Raw genomic sequence first — 19,589 nt, forward strand, 5'->3', positions numbered from 1 at the left:
CCGTATGGCAGGCTTGGAACCGCGACCGATGGGCCGGGGCGGTCTGCCGCTCCCGGCACGCAGGTCTCGTCGCCGCACTGGGGGGCTAGCAGGGTGCTGAAAAAGTCCTGAGGCTATACGCTGGGAAATCGGCCCGGGAATGTTCTGAGGTATGCGGATTTCCGGTCGGACATCGTGAGATTGCGAACGATTCCACGCCACCGCAGACAAAAAGGTCGGGCACCTTCCCGGGCCTGCAGTGAAAAGCAGAAAACTGTCCGGTCACGCCAAAACCTGCAGTTTCCAGGGCGCGTTCCTTAGCAATGTCGCCGCCCGAAAGCGACCGCGGAATGCCTTTCAGCAGCCGTTCAGAGGCGGCGCATCCAGAACTGGAGCGGCTTCTCCGTCTCCGCTGTTTCCCCAATGTCCTTCCAGCGGAAACGGGCGATGACACCGGGCAACGGCTCATAGTTCCGTGCTCGCCAGAAGGCGTCGAGCGGGCGGTAATCCACGGGGCGCATGGGGTGATCTGCCGGGCGGATCACGGAGCAGAAGGCGCTCCAGACGAAGCCGTGTTCGCGGGCATGGGCCTCCCGCTCATCGAAGAAGCGGTGGCCAATGCCATGCCCGCGCCAGCCCGGCAGCAGCACCGATTCCGCGCAGTAGAAGATTTGGTCGAGCGGCTCCGGCCGCCCGGCGAAGGCGGCGGCGAAATCGTCGGCGTGATCGGTCATCGGCGTGCCGGTGGCCGCGCCGACGATCCGCGCGCCGTCGAGCGCGCCGACCACCACCGCGCGCGGGCTGTTGCGATAGGCTTCCAGATAGCGCCGCTCGTAGGCAAGATCGCCGTCATAAAGATAGGGCCAGTCGCGGAATACCGCGATGCGCAGCCGCGCCACATCGTCAAGCGCGCCCTCCAGCGCGCTGCCGGTGAGGCGCTCCACTCTCATGCGGAGACCTGGCGGATCCAGTCTGCAAGATTGTAGAAGGTGGTCACCCGGGTGATCTTGCCGTCCTGAAGCGAAAAGAACGCCCCAGCGGGCAGGACATAGGTCTGGCCATGCGCAGGGGGCAGGTCTCCATCGGTCTTGAGGTAAGTGCCGTTTACCACGAATTCTGCCGCGCCCCGTGTGCCATCGGGGGTGGAGAACAGGACGATGTCCGTCAGGTTCTCCTTGTAGCATTCGGCCATATGCGCCCCGAACTCCGCGAAGAGTTCCTTGCCGGGGCGGGCCGAGCCTTCGTTCACGTTATGCACGAACGCGTCGGACAGTTCGGCGAGCATCCCGTCGAGCGATCCGTTGTTGAAGGCCTCATAATAGCGGCGCAGCGTCGCGATGGCGTCTGTCATGTTTCCTCTCACTTACTCAAGGGTCGGGCCGAAGCGATCGATCATCCGTTCGCGGATCTGGTCGCGCGTCTGGCGGTAGGCATCAAGCTTCGCCTCCCGCGATTCGCCAAGCCCCGTCGGGTCCATGATCGGCCAGTATTCGATGTCGAGATGATAGTAGCGCGTGAGTTCCAGAGCCGTGCGCTGACTGGCGGGGGAAAGCGCCACGATCAGGTCGAAAGTGGACATGTCATCCCCCCAATCGTGCATCTGCTGGAAGTTGCGGACCCTGTGGCGGGCAAGGTCGATGCCGATCTCGGCGCAGACGGCGATGGCGAAACCGTCGATGTCGAGATCGCTGCGTACCCCGGCCGACTGGACGTAATGCCGCCGACCGTAGAACTTTTTCATCATGGCTTCGGCCATGGGGGAACGGATCGAATTGTGGTCGCAGCAGAAGAGCACGGAGGTCAATATCGCGCCCGTCACGCTCTCAGCTCCCCCGAAGCACGCAGACCAGCGTGAACAGCCGCCGCGCCGTGTCTATATCAACGATCGCCTTGCCCTCCAGCCTCTCCTGAAGGAGCCGCGCCCCCTCATTGTGAATGCCACGGCGGGCCATGTCGATGGCTTCGATCTGGGCGGGGCCGAGGCGGCGTACCGCGTCGTAGTAGCTTTCGCAGATCTGGAAGTAGTCCTTCACGACCTGACGGAAGGGTCCGAAGGACAGATGAAACTCCGCCAAGCGGGCCGCCGCTTCATCCGAGACATCGAACACCAGACGCCCGTCCCGCACGCAGAGCAGCAGCCGGTAGGGCCCGGGCGGCGCGTCGCGGCCATCCCGCGTGGGCAGGGTGAAGCTATTGTCTTCCAGCAGGTCGAAGATGGCGACGCGCCGTTCCTGCTCCATCTCCGCCGAAGGCGTGGGCAGTCCGGTATCGTCGATCTCGATATGGGAGAGGCGCATCATCTCAGCCTCCATTCAGCCGGTCGAGCCGGGCGCGGACGGAGAGGCCGTGCGCCTCAAGGCTTTCGGAGCGCGCCAACCGTTCGGCGGCCGGCCCGATGCGTCCCAGCGCCTCCGGCGTCATCCGGGCGAGGGTAGTGCGCTTCATGAAATCCAGCACCGAAAGGCCCGAAGAAAAGCGCGCCGAGCGGGCCGTGGGAAGGACATGGTTCGGGCCGCCCACATAGTCGCCGATGGCCTCCGGCGTCCATGCGCCAAGGAAAATCGCCCCCGCATTGGAGATTTCGGCGGCCAGCGCCTCCGGTTCCTCTACGCAAAGCTCCAGATGCTCGGGGGCGATGCGGTCGGCCAGCCGCGCGGCGGTGGCGAGGTCCGGCACAGTGATGACCGCGCCGTAGTCCCGCCAGCTTGCGCCCGCGATGTCGCGCCGCTCCAGCACGGGGATCAGCCGCTCCACCGAAGCGGTCACGGCGCGTGCCAGCGCGGGATCGGGGGTGATGAAGATGGATTGCGCGCTTGCATCATGCTCCGCCTGGCTGAGCAGGTCGAGCGCGATCCAGTCGGGATCGGCGTCGCCCTCGGCAATCACCAGTATCTCCGAAGGGCCTGCGATCATGTCGATCCCCACCTTGCCGAAGACACGCCGCTTGGCCGCGGCGACATAGGCATTGCCGGGGCCGGTGATCTTGTCCACCGGGCGGATGGTCTCGGTGCCGTAGGCCAGCGCGGCGATGGCCTGCGCGCCGCCGATGCGATAGACCGTCTCCACCCCCGCGAGCCGCGCGGCCAGCAGGACGAGCGGGTTCACCTTGCCACCGGGCGTGGGAGCGCAGATCACCAGCCGCTCCACCCCTGCCACGCGGGCCGGGATGGCGTTCATCAGGACCGAGGACGGGTAGGAGGCCAGACCCCCGGGCACATAAAGGCCCGCCGCTCCGACCGCCGTCCAGCGCCAGCCGAGCATGGCGCCGGCCTCATCGGTCCAGCTTTCGTCGCCGGGGAGCTGTCGCGCGTGGTAGTCGCGGATTCGCTGGGCGGCGAGTTCCAGTGCCGCGCGTTCCTCTGCGTCGATCCCGGCGATGGCTGCGTCCGTTTCCTCGACCGTGAAAGCCAGCGCCTCCGGGGTCAGGTCCAGCCGGTCGAATTTCCGGGTCAGATCGATTACCGCAGCATCGCCCCTTGCCCGCACATCGGCGATGATGTCGGCCACCGCCGCATCCACGTCCGGCGCTTCCTCCCGCTTGGTGGCGAGGAAGCTCTGGAAGGCGGTGTCGAACGCGGCGTCGGTGCTGTCGAGGAATACGGGCATCAGGGTCTCCTTCCTGTCTTGGTATCCGCTGCCGCCCCCCGCCTCAAGCTCAACCGAAAGAATAGGGCTGCCGGGGGTGAGAATGCGCACAGTACGAGATCCACGCGGGGGCTTTCCTTGGCTGCCAGCCCCCGCTATCATCCCCGCATGTTCACGATCGAGCACGATTTCGACGCGACCGTGGTGACACTGGTCGATGAAGGCAGCGCGCCCCTGCAGGAGGACGTGATCTGCAATGGTTTCGACGACCGCGTGACAGTGGAACAGTACGACCCCCGCAAGGATGAGGTCGTCTCCATCACCTTCTCCATGTCCCAGATCCGCGATCTTGCCGCCGCGTTGAACCTGCCCGAAGGGGTCTATCGCCTTCGCCCCATCCGCTGAGAGTGGGCGGCCGCGCGTGTTTTTGTCCGTGTCTTGGGCAAGGGCAGTCTGCCTGTTGGTCTGACACTGCTGATCGGGCAGGAAGCATTTCCTGTGCTCGCCTTCTGCTGAGTGTAGAACTCGGTTCTTGCCGTTTCGCGTTGTGCCGAAAATGCTTCGGTTGTGGGGGGCGGCGATTGCTGCACGGGGAAGGAGGCCTGGCCTGAAAAGTTGCGGAGAAGGCTTCCAGATCTGCGAGAGTGCCAGATCGTTCCCAGGCTGACGAAACCCGGCCGGGGAGCTATACATTCCGGGCCCAACTTCCGGCTTTTCTGCGCGCGGGCATAGCATCACAGGGCAGCAGCATGAAAGAGTGCCCCCCGGACTGCGCAGCGCGGGCAGGAACGGTTCATCCCCTCCGCCTTTCGGCGTGGGACATCCTTCCCTCCATCGCGAGGCAGTGCGTCACGTTCGTCTCTGACACGGAGCACGGAGACATCGCGCGGCGCTCGTGTCCCTTTCCGCTGCCGGATCAGCGCTGCTGCGGGACATGTCGATCCTCCTGTGACGGGCCCACGCGATCAGGATCGCGGTCTGCAAGGGCCACCCTGCCGGTCTCGGACGGGATGGTCGGTGCTCCTGCGCAGCTTCTGCGCATCCCCCTGCCGGCGCGGAGCGTGGGCTGATCGACGGAATAGATATGGTCGCTGGAAGCGCCCCTGCGGAGTTCTCCGGCGACCGGGATGCCGGAAATGCGGCGTCCCGCCCGCCGCGCGCCGCCTGATGCGGCGCGACCTTGGCGCCTTTCCCGATGAACGCATCCCGATGTTAGTTTCCTATGTCTGCCTCTCTACGCGCTTGCCCCGGCGCGCGGATGTCCGGTGTGCCGGTGGCGGGACTGTTCCGGAACCGGCGTCATTGGCACTGGCCCATCCGCCACAGCTTCGCGAGCGCGGCGGTAGGGGTCTTTCCCTCTGCAGGTCAGGCGGCTAGATAACGCGAAGACGACCCGGAGTGACGATGGCTCGATTCCCGCTTCTGCTTCTTCTTCTGGCGATGGCAACCGGCGCCTGTGCCCCGGCTCCGCGGGACAGGATACCCGTGCCGGTGCCGCCCACACGTACGGAAACCGTGCCCGATGCGCAGCCCGGCGCGCGGCTGGATGCCCGGACGGCGGCGCATAATTTCATTGTCGTGGTGGACCGGATGGAGCCGGTGGTGGAGGCGGAATGCCGCCGCCAGCAACCCCGGCGCGACTGCGATTTCCTCATCGCTGTTGACGACCGTCCGGGCCAGCCCGCCAACGCCTTCCAGACGCTGGACGCGGAGGGGCGCCCGGTGCTGGCCTTCACGCTGGCGCTCATTGCCGATGCACGCAATCAGGATGAGATCGCCTTCATCATGGGCCACGAGGCCGGGCACCACATCCTCGGCCACCTTCCGCGCGCGCAGCAGCAGGCGGCGGCTGGGGCGATGATCCTTGGCACGCTGGCCACGCTCTCCGGCGCGGATGCGGAGGGCATCAAGCAGGCGGAGGGCATGGGCGCGAGCATGGGCGCGCGGACCTATTCCAAGAACTACGAACTTCAGGCCGACGAGCTGGGCACGATTCTGGCCTATCGTGCGGGATTCGATCCCGCGCGCGGAGCGCAGTTCTTCCACCGCATCCCCGATCCGGGCGACCGATTCCTCGGCTCCCACCCCCCGAATTCGGAACGGCAGCGGGTGGTGATGACCACGTTGCGGAAGCTCCAGACGGGGCAGCTCCGATAGCGCGCCGGGCGGTGCCGCAGCGGTGAGATGCGTGTCCGGCGTCGTGGGAACCCGCTCTGCCGGGACCGGCAGGCGGGTCAGCGTGGGGCGGCGAGGATGACGACTGATCCGGCGAGGACGAGAGCCACGCCCGCCAGGTCCCAGCTGTCGGGGCGCTGACCCTCCACCAGCCACAGCCACATCAGGCTCGCCGCGACATAGACCCCGCCATAGGCCGCATAGCTCCGCCCGGCGTGATCCGCGGGCGTCAGCGCCAGAAGCCAGCCGAAGGCAAAGAGCGCGGCAATCCCCGGCGCCAGCCACCACGCGGGTGCACCCATCCGCCACCATGCCCAGATGGCGAAGCAGCCCGCGATTTCCGCGATGGCGGCGGTCAGGTAGAGGATCGGAGCAGGCGCGGTAATCACGACGGATCGCGCCAGCGGTTGACGATCGGATAGCGGCGGTCCAGCCAGAAGGCGCGTTTCGTCAGCCGTGTTCCCGGCGCCGACTGGAAGCGCTTGTATTCGGAGAGATAGACCAGACGCTCCACCTTGCGCACCGTCTCCGCGTCGAATCCGGCGGCCACGACTTCCGCGACGGAGCAATCCTCGTCCACCAGCATCTCCAGCATCCGGTCCAGCAGCGGGTAGGGGGGCAGGCTGTCCTCGTCCTTCTGATCGTCCCGGAGTTCGGCCGACGGGGGTTTGTCGATGACGCGGGGCGGAATCACGATGCCGGGAGGCCCCATCATCCAGCCCCGGTGATGGGTATTGCGCCAGCGGCAGGTTTCGAAAACGCGGGTCTTGTAGAGGTCTTTCAGCGGGTTGTAGCCGCCCGCCATGTCGCCGTAGATCGTGGCGTAGCCCACGGCTACCTCGGACTTGTTGCCCGTGGTCAGCAGCATCTCGCCGAACTTGTTCGACAGCGCCATGAGCAGCAGGCCGCGCATCCGGGACTGGATGTTCTCCTCCGTCAGATCGGGTTTCATTCCCGAGAACAGCGGGCCGAGCGCTGTGCCCGCAGCTTCCACCGGGCCGGAGATCGGCACCTCGTCCAGACGACAGCCGAGCGCATGGGCCACGCCCGCCGCATCCTCCAGCGAATGGGCGGAGGTATATCGCGAGGGCAGCATCACGCAGCGCACGTTCGCCGGGCCGATGGCATCGGCGGCGACGGCCGCGACCAGCGCGCTGTCCACCCCGCCCGACAGGCCCAGCAGCACCCGGCTGAAGCCCGACTTGCCAAGATAGTCGCGCAGCGTCTCCACCATCACGCGGTAGTCGGCCTCCCAGTCGTCGGGAACGGGCACCACCTCTCCCCGCAGGGCGCGCCAGCCGTCCTCGCGCTGCACCAGATCGACATGGGCGATCGCTTCCTCTCCGAAGGGCATCTGAAGCGCGAGCTCCCCGCCCGGATTGAGCACGAAGGACGCCCCGTCGAAGAATTGGTCGTCCTGCCCGCCCACCATGTTGAGATAGACGAGAGGCCGGCCGGTTTCAGCCACGCGGGAGGCCATGAGACCGATGCGCGTCGCCTGCTTGCCCCGGTGATAGGGCGAACCGTTGGGCACCACCAGTACCTCCGCCCCTGCGCGGGAAAGGAGACGTGCGACATCCTCGTGCCAGGCGTCCTCACAAACCGGCGTGCCCAGTCGCAGCCAGTCCAGCACATAGCCCTCGCCCACATTGCCTTCGGCGTAGAGGCGCATCTCGTCGAATACCTCGGCGTTCGGGCGGTGTTTCTTCAGCACATGCGCCATGCGCCCGCCGGAGAGGACGTGCCACGCGTTGTAGAGCCGTCCATCCTCCCGCCAGGGCGCGCCGATGCCGAGCGCGGGACCGTCGGCGCAGTCTCGGGCAAGCTGCTCCAGCACCCGCATAGCGTGATCGGTGAAGGCGGGTTTCAGCACCAGATCCTGCGGCTGGTAACCGATGAGGAACATCTCCGGCAGCACGACAAGGTCCGCCCCGGCCGCCTTTCCCGCCTCCCAGGCGCGGCGGGCCTTCTCCGCATTGGCCTCGATCGCGCCGACCGTGGGGTTGAGCTGGGCAAGCGTCAGTCGGAATGCGGCGGCGGTCATGCGGTGTCCCCGATCGTTAGTCGTGCGCTGATGTTTCCAGTTAGCCGCTTGCGGGCCGGAGGGAAAGCGGCGAGGCGTTTCCCCGGCCATTAGCCAACAGGGCGCGGTGGTCTTGTCGTGCGGTGACGGCTCCGCTACGGTCTGCCCCATCCGCCCCAGCCATCGCCAAGGGCAGAAATTCAGCGGACATTACCGGGAGGAACGGGCTTGGCTCCGAGAGGTATCGCAGCAACCGCAGGTGGCATTCTCATCGCGGCGCTGGTGGCGCTTCCCGCCGGATCGCAGCAGGCGGCACCCCAGTCCGCCCCCCAATCGGCCCCTCCGCCCGTGCCGCCGCAGGGGGAGCAGGCCGCTCCCGCAGGCACGGGGCCCGTCATCACCAAGCAGTATGACGACGGCTCTCTCTACCAGGGCACGTTTCGCGCCGGTCGGCAGCACGGGCAGGGCAGCTACAAGCTGCCGAACGGTTATGAATATACCGGCGACTGGGTGGATGGAGAGATCCGCGGGCAGGGGCGCGCACGCTATCCGAACGGTTCGATCTACGAGGGGGCCTTTGCCGACGGGCGCCCCGAGGGGCAGGGCCGCATGGTCTTCGCCGACGGCAGCACCTACGAGGGCGCGTGGACGGCGGGCGAGATGACCGGCGAGGGCATCCTGCGCCATGCGGATGGGGCGGTCTATTCGGGACATTTCCTTGCCGGGCGGCCCGATGGCCGGGGAAGCATGCAGTCCGCCGACGGTACGCGCTACGACGGAGCGTGGAAGGAGGGCCGGCGGGAGGGCGATGGCCGTATCGACTACCCCGACGGCTCGGTCTTCGAAGGGGCCTTCGTCGCGGACCGGCGGCAGGGGCTGGGCCGCCTGACGCTGCCCGACGGCATGGTCTATGACGGCGCATGGACCGACGGGCGGATCGAGGGGCAGGGGCGACTGCTGCAACCCTCCGGCGATGTGTATGAGGGCGCCTTCGTCAACGGCCAGCGAGAGGGCGAGGGCCGTGTACTTTACGGCAATGGCGACCGGTACGAGGGTGGCTTCTCCGCCGACCGGCGCAACGGACACGGCGCCTTCCGGCAGGCCGACGGATACAGCTATGAGGGCGACTGGAAGGACGGCCGGAGAGAGGGTCAGGGCACGGCCCGCTATCCCGATGGCTCCATCTATGAAGGCGCCTTTGTCGCCGACCGCCCGGAAGGGCTGGGGCACATCACCTATGCCGACGGCTCCATCTACGAGGGCGACTGGGCAGGCGGGAGCATCGCGGGCACCGGCAAGCTCACACAGGCCAACGGGCTGGTCTATGAAGGCAGCTTTGCCAGCGGCAAGCCGGAGGGCAAGGGCCGCATGACCTATCCCGGCGGGCAGACCTATGAGGGCGACTGGATCGCAGGCCAGCCGGAGGGGCAGGGCGCGGCGCGCTATCCCGATGGCTCGGCCTATGAGGGCACATTCCACGCGGGCAAGCGGGAGGGCGCCGGCACATTCACCCGGCCCGACGGCTTCCGCTACGAAGGGACCTGGGCAGAGGGCGCGATGTCGGGGGAAGGCGTGGCCACCTATCCCTCCGGCGATGTCTATACCGGCAGCTTCCGCGACGGTCGCCGCAACGGGCAGGGCGTGTTCCGGTATGCCTCCGGCCGCGAGGTGAGCGGTATGTGGACGGCAGGGGAACTGAACCTGCCGGAGGCGGCGGCTCCCCCCGCAGAGAGCTCCGAACCGCCCGCACAATAGGGCGCGTCTGGCAGGTCTCGCGGACCGCTGTCCCTTTGGCGGGACGGCTTTCCGGTCCGGCGGCAGCCTTACGCGTCGCCGCGACGGCGCAGCAGCCGCATCCCCGCCAGCGCCCCCATCCCACCGAGCGCGAGGGCAAGCCCGGCGGGCAGGGGGATGGGGGCGATGGTCAGGCTGTCGAGATCGACATGCCCGCAAGGCGTGTCGCCGCATTCGATGGGTTGTCCATCGACGCTCTGGCCCCAGGGGCCGATGGCAGCGACACGGAGCATGTCGATGCCCCGGAAATCCCCTCCAAAGGCGAAGTTGAACGCACCGCCCGTCAGCCCCGTGGAAAAGCGGGTATAGGCGACGGACAGCCCGTTTCGGAACCCTTCGACCGCGATATTGTCATAGGGTACCGGGTGCATCTCCCATCCATCCGCCCCAAAGACGTAGCTCGCCTGCCGGTAGCCCACGACGCTCATACCCAGCGCGTGGAACTGCCCCCCAGTGGTGACGTTGACGCCGCCAGTCAGCGACGTGCCCGAATCGTCGAGATGCAGCGCGCCCGGCAGCGAATACGAGACGACACCGTCGGAATACGGATCGGCGGAGAGAGTTACCCCGCCTTCCTGCCGGACGATGGGGGCGGGACCATCCCGCCATCGCGGAATATCGTCGAATGTGAGTGTCGTCGCGGTACAGGGAACGGCGAATGAACAGGCGAGAATGACGAGAGCAACAATACGCATGGGGTGCGCCTCCAAAGGGTTTTTCGGGGGCGGATCACGGTAGGATAGCAGAAAACCGTCGCTTTGAAACGGCGCGAACTGGCGAAAACTGCGCGGATGACGCGAAACTTTCGCTTTTCTTTCCCCACTGGCCGGGTATAGTCCGCCCCATGAACGCGAACCGGCACATCATCATTTTCAGCGGCGCAGCCTGCGCCCTGCCGCCTCGCGGACTTCTTCTCCTTAGCTGCCTCTGAGCGTGCCGTCAGGCGCGACCGCTCAGAGGTATCCGCGCGCCAGACACCCGACAGGCATCGCAAGACAGCAGGAGACATCCCATGACCGCCACAGCTTCCGCCGATCAGGCCCGCGTTCTGATTTTTGACACCACGCTGCGTGACGGGGAGCAATCCCCCGGCGCGACCATGACCCACGAGGAGAAGCTGGAGATCGCGGCGCTGCTCGACGAGATGGGCGTGGACGTGATCGAGGCAGGCTTCCCCATCGCCTCGGAAGGGGATTTCGCCGCGGTGAGCGAGATCGCGAAGAACGCGCGCAATTCGGTGATCTGCGGCCTTGCCCGCGCCAGCTTCACGGATATCGACCGGGCCTGGGAGGCGGTGAAGTATGCACCCCGCGCCCGGATCCATACGTTCATCGGCACCTCGCCGCTCCACCGCGACATCACGCGGCTGACGCAGGACGAGATGATCGACAAGATCCACGCCACTGTCACCCGCGCCCGCAACCATTGCGAGGATGTGCAGTGGTCGCCTATGGACGCGACCCGGACGGAGCGGGACTACCTCTGCCGCGTGGTGGAGACGGCGATCAAGGCCGGCGCCACGACGATCAACATTCCAGACACCGTGGGCTACACCGCACCCCGCGAGAGCGCGGAACTCATCCGCATGCTGCTGGAGCGTGTTCCGGGCGCGGACAAGGTGATCTTCGCCACCCATTGCCACAACGATCTGGGCATGGCGACGGCGAACTCGCTCGCCGCGGTGGAAGCCGGCGCACGGCAGATCGAATGCACGATCAACGGGCTGGGCGAACGTGCGGGCAATACCGCGCTGGAAGAGGTCGTGATGGCGCTCAAGGTGCGCAATGACATCATGCCCTATCGCACAGGCATCGACACAACGAAGATCATGAATCTGTCCCGCGTCGTCGCGCAGGTCTCCGGCTTCCCGGTGCAGTTCAACAAGGCGGTCGTCGGCAAGAACGCTTTTCTGCACGAATCGGGCATCCATCAGGATGGTGTGCTGAAGAACGTCGAGACGTTCGAGATCATGAGGCCGGAGGATATCGGCCTGACCGCGAACAACATCGCGATGGGCAAGCATTCGGGGCGGGCGGCGCTGCGCACCAAGCTGGCGGATCTGGGCTTCCAGACCTCCGACAATCAGCTGAACGACGTGTTCGTGCGCTTCAAGGCGCTGGCCGACCGCAAGAAGGAGATCTTCGACGAGGATCTGGTCGCGCTGGTGACGGAGACGGCGAACGAGGCCGCGGATGAGGCCATCCAGATCCGTCGCCTGCGCATCGTCTGCGGCACGGAAGGGCAGTCGGCCGAGCTGACGCTGGCCATCCGGGGCGAGGAGAAATCGGTGGAGGCGACGGGCGATGGCCCGGTCGATGCGGCCTTCAACGCGGTGAAGGCGCTGTTCCCGCATCAGGCGCGACTGAAGCTCTATCAGGTGAGTGCGATCACTGCGGGCACCGATGCGCAGGCCACGGTGAGCGTCCGACTGGAGGAGGACGGCAAGATCGTCACCGGGCAGGCGGCGGATACCGATACCATGCTGGCCTCCGCCAAGGCCTATGTGAACGCGCTGAACAACCTGATCGTGCGCCGCCAGAAGACCAAGCCGGAGGAGGAGGTCCGCGCCGTCTCCTGACAGGCCGGACGAGCGGAAAAGGGGCGGTGCCGATCAACCGGCGCTGCCCCGCCTGCATTCAGCGGCGGAAACGGCAAGGTTCCGCCAACGCAGCGGGAGATCACGACGTGCGGAAACGCGCCTGTCGGGCCGAGCCGCCCCTTTCACTCAAGTCAAGTGGGCTCTATACGGAGGACTGGCCGCCGTGCGGGTAGACTCGCGGCCTTCATCTTCTAGGGTTGCACACGGAAAGTCTCAGGCATGGGTATTGCGGGTCTGTTTTCGTCCGACATGGCGATTGACCTCGGGACGGCGAACACGCTCGTCTACGTCAAGGGCAGGGGGATCATCCTCAACGAACCATCGGTGGTGGCCTACCACGTCAAGGATGGCAAGAAGCAGGTTCTTGCCGTCGGCGAAGATGCGAAGCTGATGCTGGGTCGCACGCCCGGCTCCATCGAGGCCATCCGCCCGATGCGCGAGGGTGTGATCGCCGATTTCGACGTGGCGGAGGAGATGATCAAGCATTTCATCCGCAAGGTTCACCGCAGGACGACCTTCGCCAAGCCGAAGGTCATCGTCTGCGTGCCGCATGGCGCGACCCCGGTGGAGAAGCGGGCGATCCGGCAATCGGTGATCTCGGCGGGCGCGCGGCGCGCCGGCCTGATCGCGGAACCGATCGCGGCGGCCATCGGTGCAGGCATGCCGATCACCGATCCCACCGGTTCCATGGTCGTGGATATCGGTGGCGGCACCACCGAGGTGGCCGTGCTGTCGCTGGGCGATATCGTCTATGCACGCTCCGTCCGGGTGGGTGGCGACCGGATGGACGAGGCGATCATCTCCTATCTTCGGCGCAACCATAACCTGCTGATCGGTGAGGCTACGGCAGAGCGTATCAAGACTTCGATCGGCACGGCCCGGATGCCCGACGACGGTCGCGGCGCCTCCATGCTGGTGCGCGGGCGCGACCTGCTGAACGGTGTGCCGAAGGAGACGGAGATCAATCAGGCGCATGTCGCGGAAGCGTTGGCCGAGCCGGTGCAGCAGATCTGCGACGCGGTGATGATCGCACTCGAAGCGACCCCGCCCGACCTTGGCGCCGACATCGTGGACCGCGGCGTCATGCTCACCGGCGGCGGCGCGCTGCTTGGCGATCTGGATCTGAGCCTGCGGGAACAGACGGGGCTCTCCATCTCCATCGCGGACCAGTCACTGAATTGTGTCGCGCTGGGGACGGGCAAGGCTCTGGAGTATGAGAAACAGCTTCGGCACGTGATCGACTACGATAGCTGAGGCCGGGCCGGAGAATCCGGCTCAACGACGGGCGCCGGGGGACATCGGTGGCAAGAGACCGCAACGGCCATGTTGAATACATGCGCCCGATCAGGAGACTCCTGATCGGCACGGCATTCGTGCTGCTCATTGGGCTTTTCATGGTCTGGCGCATCGACAGCCCGCGGGTGGAGAGCTTCCGCGCCGCGCTGATCGACCGCGTGGTGCCGTCGCTGGAATGGGCATTGGTCCCGGTGACCAAGACCGCGAACATGATCGACGACTTCCGCTCCTACGCGCGTATCTACGAGCAGAACCAGGAACTCCGGCGCGAGCTTCAGCAGATGAAGGCGTGGAAGGAGGCCGCGCTGCAACTGGAGCAGAAGAATGCCAAGCTGCTCGGGCTCAATCAGGTGCGGCTGGACCCCAAGCTCACCCATGTGACGGGCGTGGTGCTGGCTGATTCCGGCTCGCCCTTCCGGCAGTCGGTGCTGCTGAACGTGGGTGCGCGCGACGGGATCATGGACGGCTGGGCGACGATGGATGGGCTGGGCCTTGTCGGGCGGATTTCCGGCGTGGGACAGACCACATCCCGCGTGATCCTGCTTACCGATTCCAACAGCCGGATCCCGGTGACGATCCAGCCCTCCGGTCAGCGCGCCATTCTGTCGGGGGACAACACCGCATCGCCGCCGCTGGACTTCATCGAGGCACCCGATCTGGTGCGGCCGGGCGACCGGGTGGTGTCGTCCGGGGATGGCGGGGTATTCCCCTCGGACCTGCTGGTCGGGCAGGTGGCGCAGGGGCCGGACCGGCGGCTCCGCGTGCGGCTTTCGGCGGATTACGAGCGGCTCGACTTCCTGCGCGTTCTGCGCAGCCATCGCGCGGAGCAGCTTTCCGATCCCGGCGGGCTCATCATCGTGCCTGACCAACCCTTCGGGCCGCCACCTCCGCCCTCGGATACCCAAGGAGCACGAAGCGGGGGAACGCAGCCGCCCGGGGTGCGGACGGATGGCTGATCCGCTGGCCCTTCAGCGGTGGATCTACCGGGCGATCTTCTTGGGCTTCGCGGCGCTGTTCTATGTCATCCGTATCCTGCCGCTGAGCACGCTGCCGCCGACACTCCCCGGGCCCGACCTGATGATCGCGCTCGCCTTCGCCTGGATCCTGCGCCGGCCGGACTTCGTGCCCGCGCCGCTCATCATCGCGGTGTTCCTGCTGGAGGATCTGCTCTATCACCGCCCGCCGGGGCTGTGGGCGGCGATCGTTCTGCTCGGCACGGAATTCATACGGGGGCGGGTTGCGCTTTTGCGCGGGCTGCCGTTTCCTGTGGAGTGGGCAATGGTCGCGGCGGTGCTCGTGGCGATGACGCTGCTGGAGCGATTGGTGCTTGCCGCTGCGCTGGTGCCGCAGGCCACACTCACCGCCGAGATGCTGCGTGTGTTGACAACGATGATCGCCTATCCCGTGGTCGTGCTCGCGACGCGGTTCGTCTTTGCCCTGCATGACCCCGAGCAGGACAGGTTGGGGAGACGCGCATGAAGCGCAATGACAAGGATGTGGAGGAGAGCAGCCGCCGGATCACCCGCAGGGCGCTGGTCCTTGGCGGCTTGCAGGTCAGCGTTCTTGCGCTGCTTGCGGGGCGGATGCGCTATCTTCAGATCGACCAGGCGGACCAGTACCGCATGCTGGCGGAAGAGAACCGGGTCTCCATCCGGCTCATCCCGCCGACGCGGGGCCTCATCGCCGACCGCACCGGTACGATCATCGCGGGCAACGAGCAGAACTACCGTGTCGTCATCGTGCGGGAGGATGCCGGGGATGTGGGCGAGGTGCTGAACCGCCTGTCGCGCGTGATCCCCATGTCGGAGGACGAGAGAGAGCGGACGCTGCGCGAGATCCGCCGCCGGTCGGCCTTCGTGCCGATCACGGTCGCGGACCGGCTGTCGTGGAAGGAATTCTCCGAGGTCGCCGTGAACGGTCCGGCGCTTCCGGGTGTCACGCCGGAGGTGGGCCTGTCGCGTTTCTACCCGCTGCGGGGCGACTTCGCCCATGTCGCGGGTTACGTTGGCCCGGTGAGCGAGAACGATCTGGCCAATCTTGAGAGCCACGATCCCGTTCTGCAGATTCCGAAGTTTCAGATCGGCAAGAACGGCGTCGAGCAGCGCATGGAAGACGTGCTGCGCGGCACCGCTGGCTCCAAGCGGATCGAGGTGAATGCTGTCGGTCGCGTCATGCGGGAACTGAGCCGGCAGGAGGGCGATGCCGGCGGGAACGTGCAGCTCACCGTGGACCACCGGCTGCAACGCTACACGCTCGACCGGCTCGGGGAGGACAGCGCCGCCGCGGTGGTGATGGACGTGCACAATGGCGATCTGCTGGCGCTGGTCTCCGCGCCATCCTTCGACCCGAACCTGTTCGTGCGCGGAATCTCCGTCGCCGACTACCGCGCGCTGATGTCCAACGACCACCGCCCGCTGGCCAACAAGACGGTGCAGGGCACCTATCCCCCCGGCTCCACCTTCAAGATGGTGACCGCGCTTGCCGCGATGAAGGCGGGGATGCTCGACCCGTCCGACAGCGTCTATTGCCCGGGGTATCTGGCCTATGGGGGGCGCAGGTTCCACTGCTGGCGGCACGGGGGTCATGGGCGGCTGTCGCTGGTCGAGGCGCTGGCGCAATCCTGCGACGTGTTTTTCTACGAGATCGCGCAGCGCGTCGGGATCGACAAGATCAGTGAGATGTCGCGACTTCTGGGGCTTGGCGTCCGCCATGACCTTCCGCTTTCCGCCGTGGCGGAAGGGCTGGCGCCGACGCAGGCGTGGAAGCGGCAGGCACGTGGCGAAAGCTGGCTCGTGGGTGACACGATCAACGCTTCCATCGGGCAGGGATTCAATCTCAGCTCCCCTCTCCAGCTCTGCGTGATGACCGCACGGATCGCCACGGGACGGAACGTGCTGCCCCGGCTCATCAAGTCGATCGACGGGATCGAGCAACCGTTGCAGGGGGGGGAGGAGCTGGGCCTCTCCGCGGCGCATCTCGCCCAGGTGCGGCGGGGGATGGATCAGGTGATGAACGGCCGCACCGGCACGGCGCGGGGGTCGCGCATCGCCGATGAGGCCATGTTGATGGCGGGCAAGACCGGCACAGCGCAGGTTCGCAACATCTCGGCGGCAGAGCGGGCCTCCGGCGTGCTGGGCAACCATCAGCTTCCCTGGAACCGGCGCGATCACGCACTTTTCGTGGCCTACGCACCGGTCCACGCCCCCCGTATCGCGGTGAGCGTCGTTGTCGAGCATGGCGGCGGCGGCTCTGCCGTGGCCGCGCCCATCGCACGGGACATGATCAAGTTCGCACTGGGTGGCGGTCTTGGCCCGACTGCCGTCGCCCCCCCAGCGGAAGGGGCGGACCCCGCGCCTACTCCTGTCGCGCCACCTTCCCGGACGACCCGCGCATGACCTATCTCGCGTCAAACCTGAAGCAGGTACCGACGGGCCTGCGCAAGCTGCTCCATATCAACTGGCCGCTCGTGGTGCTGATCAGCGCGATCTGCTCCATGGGCTTCCTGATGCTCTATTCCGTCGCGGGAGGGTCGCTGCACCCCTGGGCGGAGCCGCAGATGATGCGCTTCGGCCTTGGCATCGTGATCATGTTTCTTGTGGGTTTCGTGCCGATCTGGCTGTGGAGGAACCTGTCGGGCGCGGTCTATATGGCCGCCTTCCTGATGCTGGTCTATGTGGAGCTGTTCGGCCACACCGGGATGGGCGCGACCCGCTGGATCAACCTTGGCTTCATGATGGTCCAACCGTCGGAGATCATGAAGATCGCGATGATCATGCTGCTTGCCGCCTATTACGACTGGCTCGACGTGCGGAAGGTGTCGCGCCCGCTCTGGGTGCTGATCCCGCTGCTCATCATCGTGGTGCCGACGGTTCTGGTGCTGAAACAACCCGACCTCGGAACCTCCACCATGCTGATCGCCGGGGGCGCTCTGCTGATGTTCGCGGCGGGGGTGAGCTGGATTTACTTTGCCGTGGTCATCGGCCTCGTGGTGGGCGCGGTGGCGCTGGTGCTCAACAGTCGCGGCACGCCCTGGCAGTTGCTGCATGACTACCAGTTCCGCCGCATTGACACGTTTCTCGATCCGTCGAACGATCCTCTGGGGGCGGGCTATCACATCACGCAGGCGAAGATCGCACTCGGCTCCGGCGGCTGGGCCGGGCGAGGTTTCATGGAGGGTACGCAGAGCCGCCTGAACTTTCTGCCCGAGAAGCATACCGACTTCATTTTTACATCGCTGGCGGAGGAGCTGGGCTTCGTGGGGGGCATGTCGCTGCTCACGCTCTATGCGCTGCTGCTGTTCTTCACCATGTCTTCCGGCGTCACCAACAAGGACCGTTACGGTTCGCTCCTGACCATCGGGATCGCGGGGACACTGTTCATTTACATCACCGTCAACATGTCGATGGTCATGGGCCTTGCGCCCGCGAAGGGGGCGCCGCTGCCTTTCGTTTCCTACGGCGGGACGGTGATGCTGGTTCTGCTCTGGGCCTATGGTCTGGTGCAGAGCGCGCATATCCACAAGCCGAGGTAACCCATGCCCCTGATCCTGTTTGCCGGCAGCCCTGACGAATGGGTCGCCTACCAGCAGACGCTGCCCGCCGCACTGAAGGAGGCGGGTGTCGAGGCGGAGCTCACCGCCGAGAGTCCCGCTGATCCGGGGCGCGTGGATTACATCGTGACCTCTCCCGCCGGGCGGATTTCGGACTACGCGCCCTTCGTGAACTGCCGCCTTGTGCAAAGCCTCTGGGCTGGGGTGGAGCGGATCACGGGCAATGTCACGCTCACACAACCGCTCGCGCGGATGGTGGATCCAGCGCTGACGCAGGGGATGATCGAATATGTGAAGGGCCACGTTCTCCGCCTGCATCTCCGGATGGACGACTGCCTGCAGGACGGGCGGTGGCGGCGGATCGTGCCGCCGCTCGCTGCGGAGCGGAAGGTGGCGATCCTCGGGTTGGGGGAACTGGGGCAGGCGGCCGCGGGGGCGCTGGGCGCGCTTGGCTTCCGACCGCTGGGATGGAGCAGGCGCCCCCACGATGTGCCGGGGGTGGAGACGCATTCCGGCGCCGACGGGCTGACCCATGTGCTCTCGCAGGCGGAGATCCTCATCACGCTGCTGCCGCTGACACCGGAGACGGAGGGACTTCTGAATGCCACGCGTCTTGCGCGGCTGCCGAAGGGGGCCAGCATCATCAACCCGGGACGCGGGCCGCTCATCATGGATGAGGCGCTCCTCGAGGCGCTGGATTCAGGTCATCTTGGCCGGGCAGTGCTGGATGTCTTCCGAGAGGAGCCGCTGCCGCCGGCCCATCCGTTCTGGACCCATCCGAAAGTCCTCGTCACTCCGCATATCGCGGCGGCGACACGCCCTGCGACCGCGGCCCGCGTGGCGGCGGAAAATATCCGGCGGGGAGAGGCGGGGGAGCCCCTCCTTCACCTCGTGGACAGGCGCGCCGGTTACTGACCACGCTCAGCCCTTTCTGCGGAACCAGTTGGTGAAGCGTTGCCAACGGCGGCTCATGCTGTCGCGCGCCTCATCCAGATTGGCATCCGCCCGGTCTATCACATCATCGAAGCGGCTCATCGCCGGTTCGATGGCCCGTTGCCGAAACCGCCGCCAGAGGACCACGATCCAGACCGCCAGCAGGAACAGGATTGTCAGAACGATGATGGATGCCCACGGGATGACCCGCGCGTCCGGTCCGGAGACCTGCCGGATCGCCATGGCGTTGGGAAAGATCGAGAAGAACTCGTTCCGCCAGCCATAACGGGTCACCGACACCCATTTCGGAGTGTTGGCGGTGGAGATCAGATCCTGTGCGCGGGCCTGCAGGTTGGCGCTGTCCATCTTGAAATAGGGCGGCCATCCCCAGCCGGTATCCTCGTTGCGATAGACGATGGCGCGCCCGTTCGGCTTGATGGCCTGAATGAATCGCACGTCCCGCGTACCCTGGGCCGTCTCCCCCGCAGGGGGGCTGGCCCAGAAGAAGGAATTGTCGCCGAAATCCACCCGCCGGTTCTCCGTGCCCACGATTCGCACGATGTCGTGGCGGGGGAGCGTGTAGTGCAGGAAGGAGCCGATGAGCCCCACAATGGCGATGATGAGCGTCCACTTGATGTAGCGCAATTCGGTCCCTC

19 protein-coding genes are annotated in these 19,589 nt (G+C 66.2%); 10 read left to right on the forward strand and 9 right to left on the reverse strand.

Translation table 11 applies throughout. The features are described from left to right. Positions 1-347 precede the first annotated feature (347 nt). From CG51_RS07655 to hisD, 5 genes are read right to left on the reverse strand one after another with little or no spacing between them, the layout of a single operon-like run. Positions 348-929 (reverse strand): GNAT family N-acetyltransferase, encoded by a 582-nt coding sequence (locus tag CG51_RS07655; protein ID WP_035743660.1) that lies wholly within the window; start codon positions 927-929, stop codon positions 348-350. Then, a complete protein-coding gene (locus tag CG51_RS07660) occupies positions 926-1,330 on the reverse strand; it encodes a ketosteroid isomerase-related protein (RefSeq protein ID WP_035743661.1) in 405 nt (134 codons plus the stop codon). The genes CG51_RS07655 and CG51_RS07660 overlap by 4 nt, the downstream gene beginning before the upstream one ends. 12 nt (positions 1,331-1,342) lie before the next feature. Further along, entirely contained in the window at positions 1,343-1,798 is a 456-nt protein-coding gene (locus tag CG51_RS07665; protein WP_035743662.1) for an arsenate-mycothiol transferase ArsC, read from the reverse strand. 4 nt (positions 1,799-1,802) lie between these two features. Next, the gene (locus tag CG51_RS07670) at positions 1,803-2,279 is read right to left on the reverse strand and encodes a UPF0262 family protein (protein WP_035743663.1); all 477 of its coding nucleotides are present in this window, start codon (positions 2,277-2,279) and stop codon (positions 1,803-1,805) included. A gap of 1 nt (position 2,280) precedes the next feature. After that, positions 2,281-3,585, reverse strand: a complete 1,305-nt coding sequence (gene hisD, locus CG51_RS07675; protein WP_035743664.1) for a histidinol dehydrogenase — start codon at positions 3,583-3,585, stop codon at positions 2,281-2,283. 147 nt (positions 3,586-3,732) lie between these two features. On the opposite strand from hisD, the gene CG51_RS07680 reads away from it, so the two are divergent. Together CG51_RS07680 and CG51_RS07685 are read left to right on the forward strand one after the other, a co-directional pair. After that, entirely contained in the window at positions 3,733-3,969 is a 237-nt protein-coding gene (locus tag CG51_RS07680; RefSeq protein WP_035743665.1) for a hypothetical protein, read from the forward strand. A gap of 999 nt (positions 3,970-4,968) precedes the next feature. Further along, positions 4,969-5,721 (forward strand): M48 family metalloprotease, encoded by a 753-nt coding sequence (locus CG51_RS07685; protein ID WP_035743666.1) that lies wholly within the window; start codon positions 4,969-4,971, stop codon positions 5,719-5,721. Positions 5,722-5,798: 77 nt separating this feature from the next. Here the strand turns inward: CG51_RS07685 and CG51_RS07690 are convergent, their stop codons facing one another. Both CG51_RS07690 and CG51_RS07695 read right to left on the reverse strand, forming a co-directional pair. Beyond that, positions 5,799-6,128, reverse strand: a complete 330-nt coding sequence (locus tag CG51_RS07690; protein ID WP_084695093.1) for a YnfA family protein — start codon at positions 6,126-6,128, stop codon at positions 5,799-5,801. Next, positions 6,125-7,783 (reverse strand): NAD+ synthase, encoded by a 1,659-nt coding sequence (locus CG51_RS07695; protein WP_035743667.1) that lies wholly within the window; start codon positions 7,781-7,783, stop codon positions 6,125-6,127. The genes CG51_RS07690 and CG51_RS07695 overlap by 4 nt, the downstream gene beginning before the upstream one ends. A 327-nt stretch (positions 7,784-8,110) precedes the next feature. On the opposite strand from CG51_RS07695, the gene CG51_RS07700 reads away from it, so the two are divergent. Then, positions 8,111-9,517 (forward strand): MORN repeat-containing protein, encoded by a 1,407-nt coding sequence (locus CG51_RS07700; RefSeq protein ID WP_084695097.1) that lies wholly within the window; start codon positions 8,111-8,113, stop codon positions 9,515-9,517. A 68-nt stretch (positions 9,518-9,585) separates the two neighbouring features. On the opposite strand, the gene CG51_RS07705 is transcribed toward CG51_RS07700, so the two are convergent. After that, on the reverse strand, positions 9,586-10,251 hold the full coding sequence (locus CG51_RS07705; protein WP_035743668.1) for a VPLPA-CTERM sorting domain-containing protein: 666 nt from the start codon (positions 10,249-10,251) through the stop codon (positions 9,586-9,588). Between the two features lie 317 nt (positions 10,252-10,568). Between CG51_RS07705 and CG51_RS07710 the strand changes: the two genes are divergently transcribed. The 7 genes from CG51_RS07710 (at position 10,569) to CG51_RS07740 (ending at position 18,915) form a co-directional block, all read left to right on the forward strand. Then, positions 10,569-12,134 (forward strand): 2-isopropylmalate synthase, encoded by a 1,566-nt coding sequence (locus CG51_RS07710; RefSeq protein ID WP_035743669.1) that lies wholly within the window; start codon positions 10,569-10,571, stop codon positions 12,132-12,134. Between the two features lie 240 nt (positions 12,135-12,374). Then, on the forward strand, positions 12,375-13,409 hold the full coding sequence (locus CG51_RS07715) for a rod shape-determining protein (RefSeq protein WP_035743670.1): 1,035 nt from the start codon (positions 12,375-12,377) through the stop codon (positions 13,407-13,409). A 47-nt stretch (positions 13,410-13,456) separates the two neighbouring features. Continuing rightward, complete coding sequence (mreC, locus tag CG51_RS07720; protein WP_051930228.1) at positions 13,457-14,407, forward strand: rod shape-determining protein MreC; 951 nt, start codon at positions 13,457-13,459, stop codon at positions 14,405-14,407. After that, positions 14,400-14,930 (forward strand): hypothetical protein, encoded by a 531-nt coding sequence (locus tag CG51_RS07725; protein WP_035743671.1) that lies wholly within the window; start codon positions 14,400-14,402, stop codon positions 14,928-14,930. The genes mreC and CG51_RS07725 overlap by 8 nt, the downstream gene beginning before the upstream one ends. Continuing rightward, a complete protein-coding gene (gene mrdA / locus CG51_RS07730) occupies positions 14,927-16,846 on the forward strand; it encodes a penicillin-binding protein 2 (protein ID WP_051930230.1) in 1,920 nt (639 codons plus the stop codon). The genes CG51_RS07725 and mrdA overlap by 4 nt, the downstream gene beginning before the upstream one ends. Further along, positions 16,843-17,982, forward strand: a complete 1,140-nt coding sequence (gene rodA, locus CG51_RS07735; RefSeq protein WP_035743672.1) for a rod shape-determining protein RodA — start codon at positions 16,843-16,845, stop codon at positions 17,980-17,982. Before mrdA ends, rodA begins: the two co-directional genes overlap by 4 nt. A gap of 3 nt (positions 17,983-17,985) precedes the next feature. Further along, positions 17,986-18,915, forward strand: a complete 930-nt coding sequence (locus CG51_RS07740; protein ID WP_035743673.1) for a 2-hydroxyacid dehydrogenase — start codon at positions 17,986-17,988, stop codon at positions 18,913-18,915. Between the two features lie 6 nt (positions 18,916-18,921). Here the strand turns inward: CG51_RS07740 and CG51_RS07745 are convergent, their stop codons facing one another. After that, complete coding sequence (locus CG51_RS07745) at positions 18,922-19,578, reverse strand: DUF1523 family protein (protein ID WP_035743674.1); 657 nt, start codon at positions 19,576-19,578, stop codon at positions 18,922-18,924. Between the last annotated feature and the right edge of the window lie 11 nt (positions 19,579-19,589).

The organism is Haematobacter missouriensis (genome assembly GCF_000740775.1).
GTDB lineage: Bacteria > Pseudomonadota > Alphaproteobacteria > Rhodobacterales > Rhodobacteraceae > Haematobacter > Haematobacter missouriensis.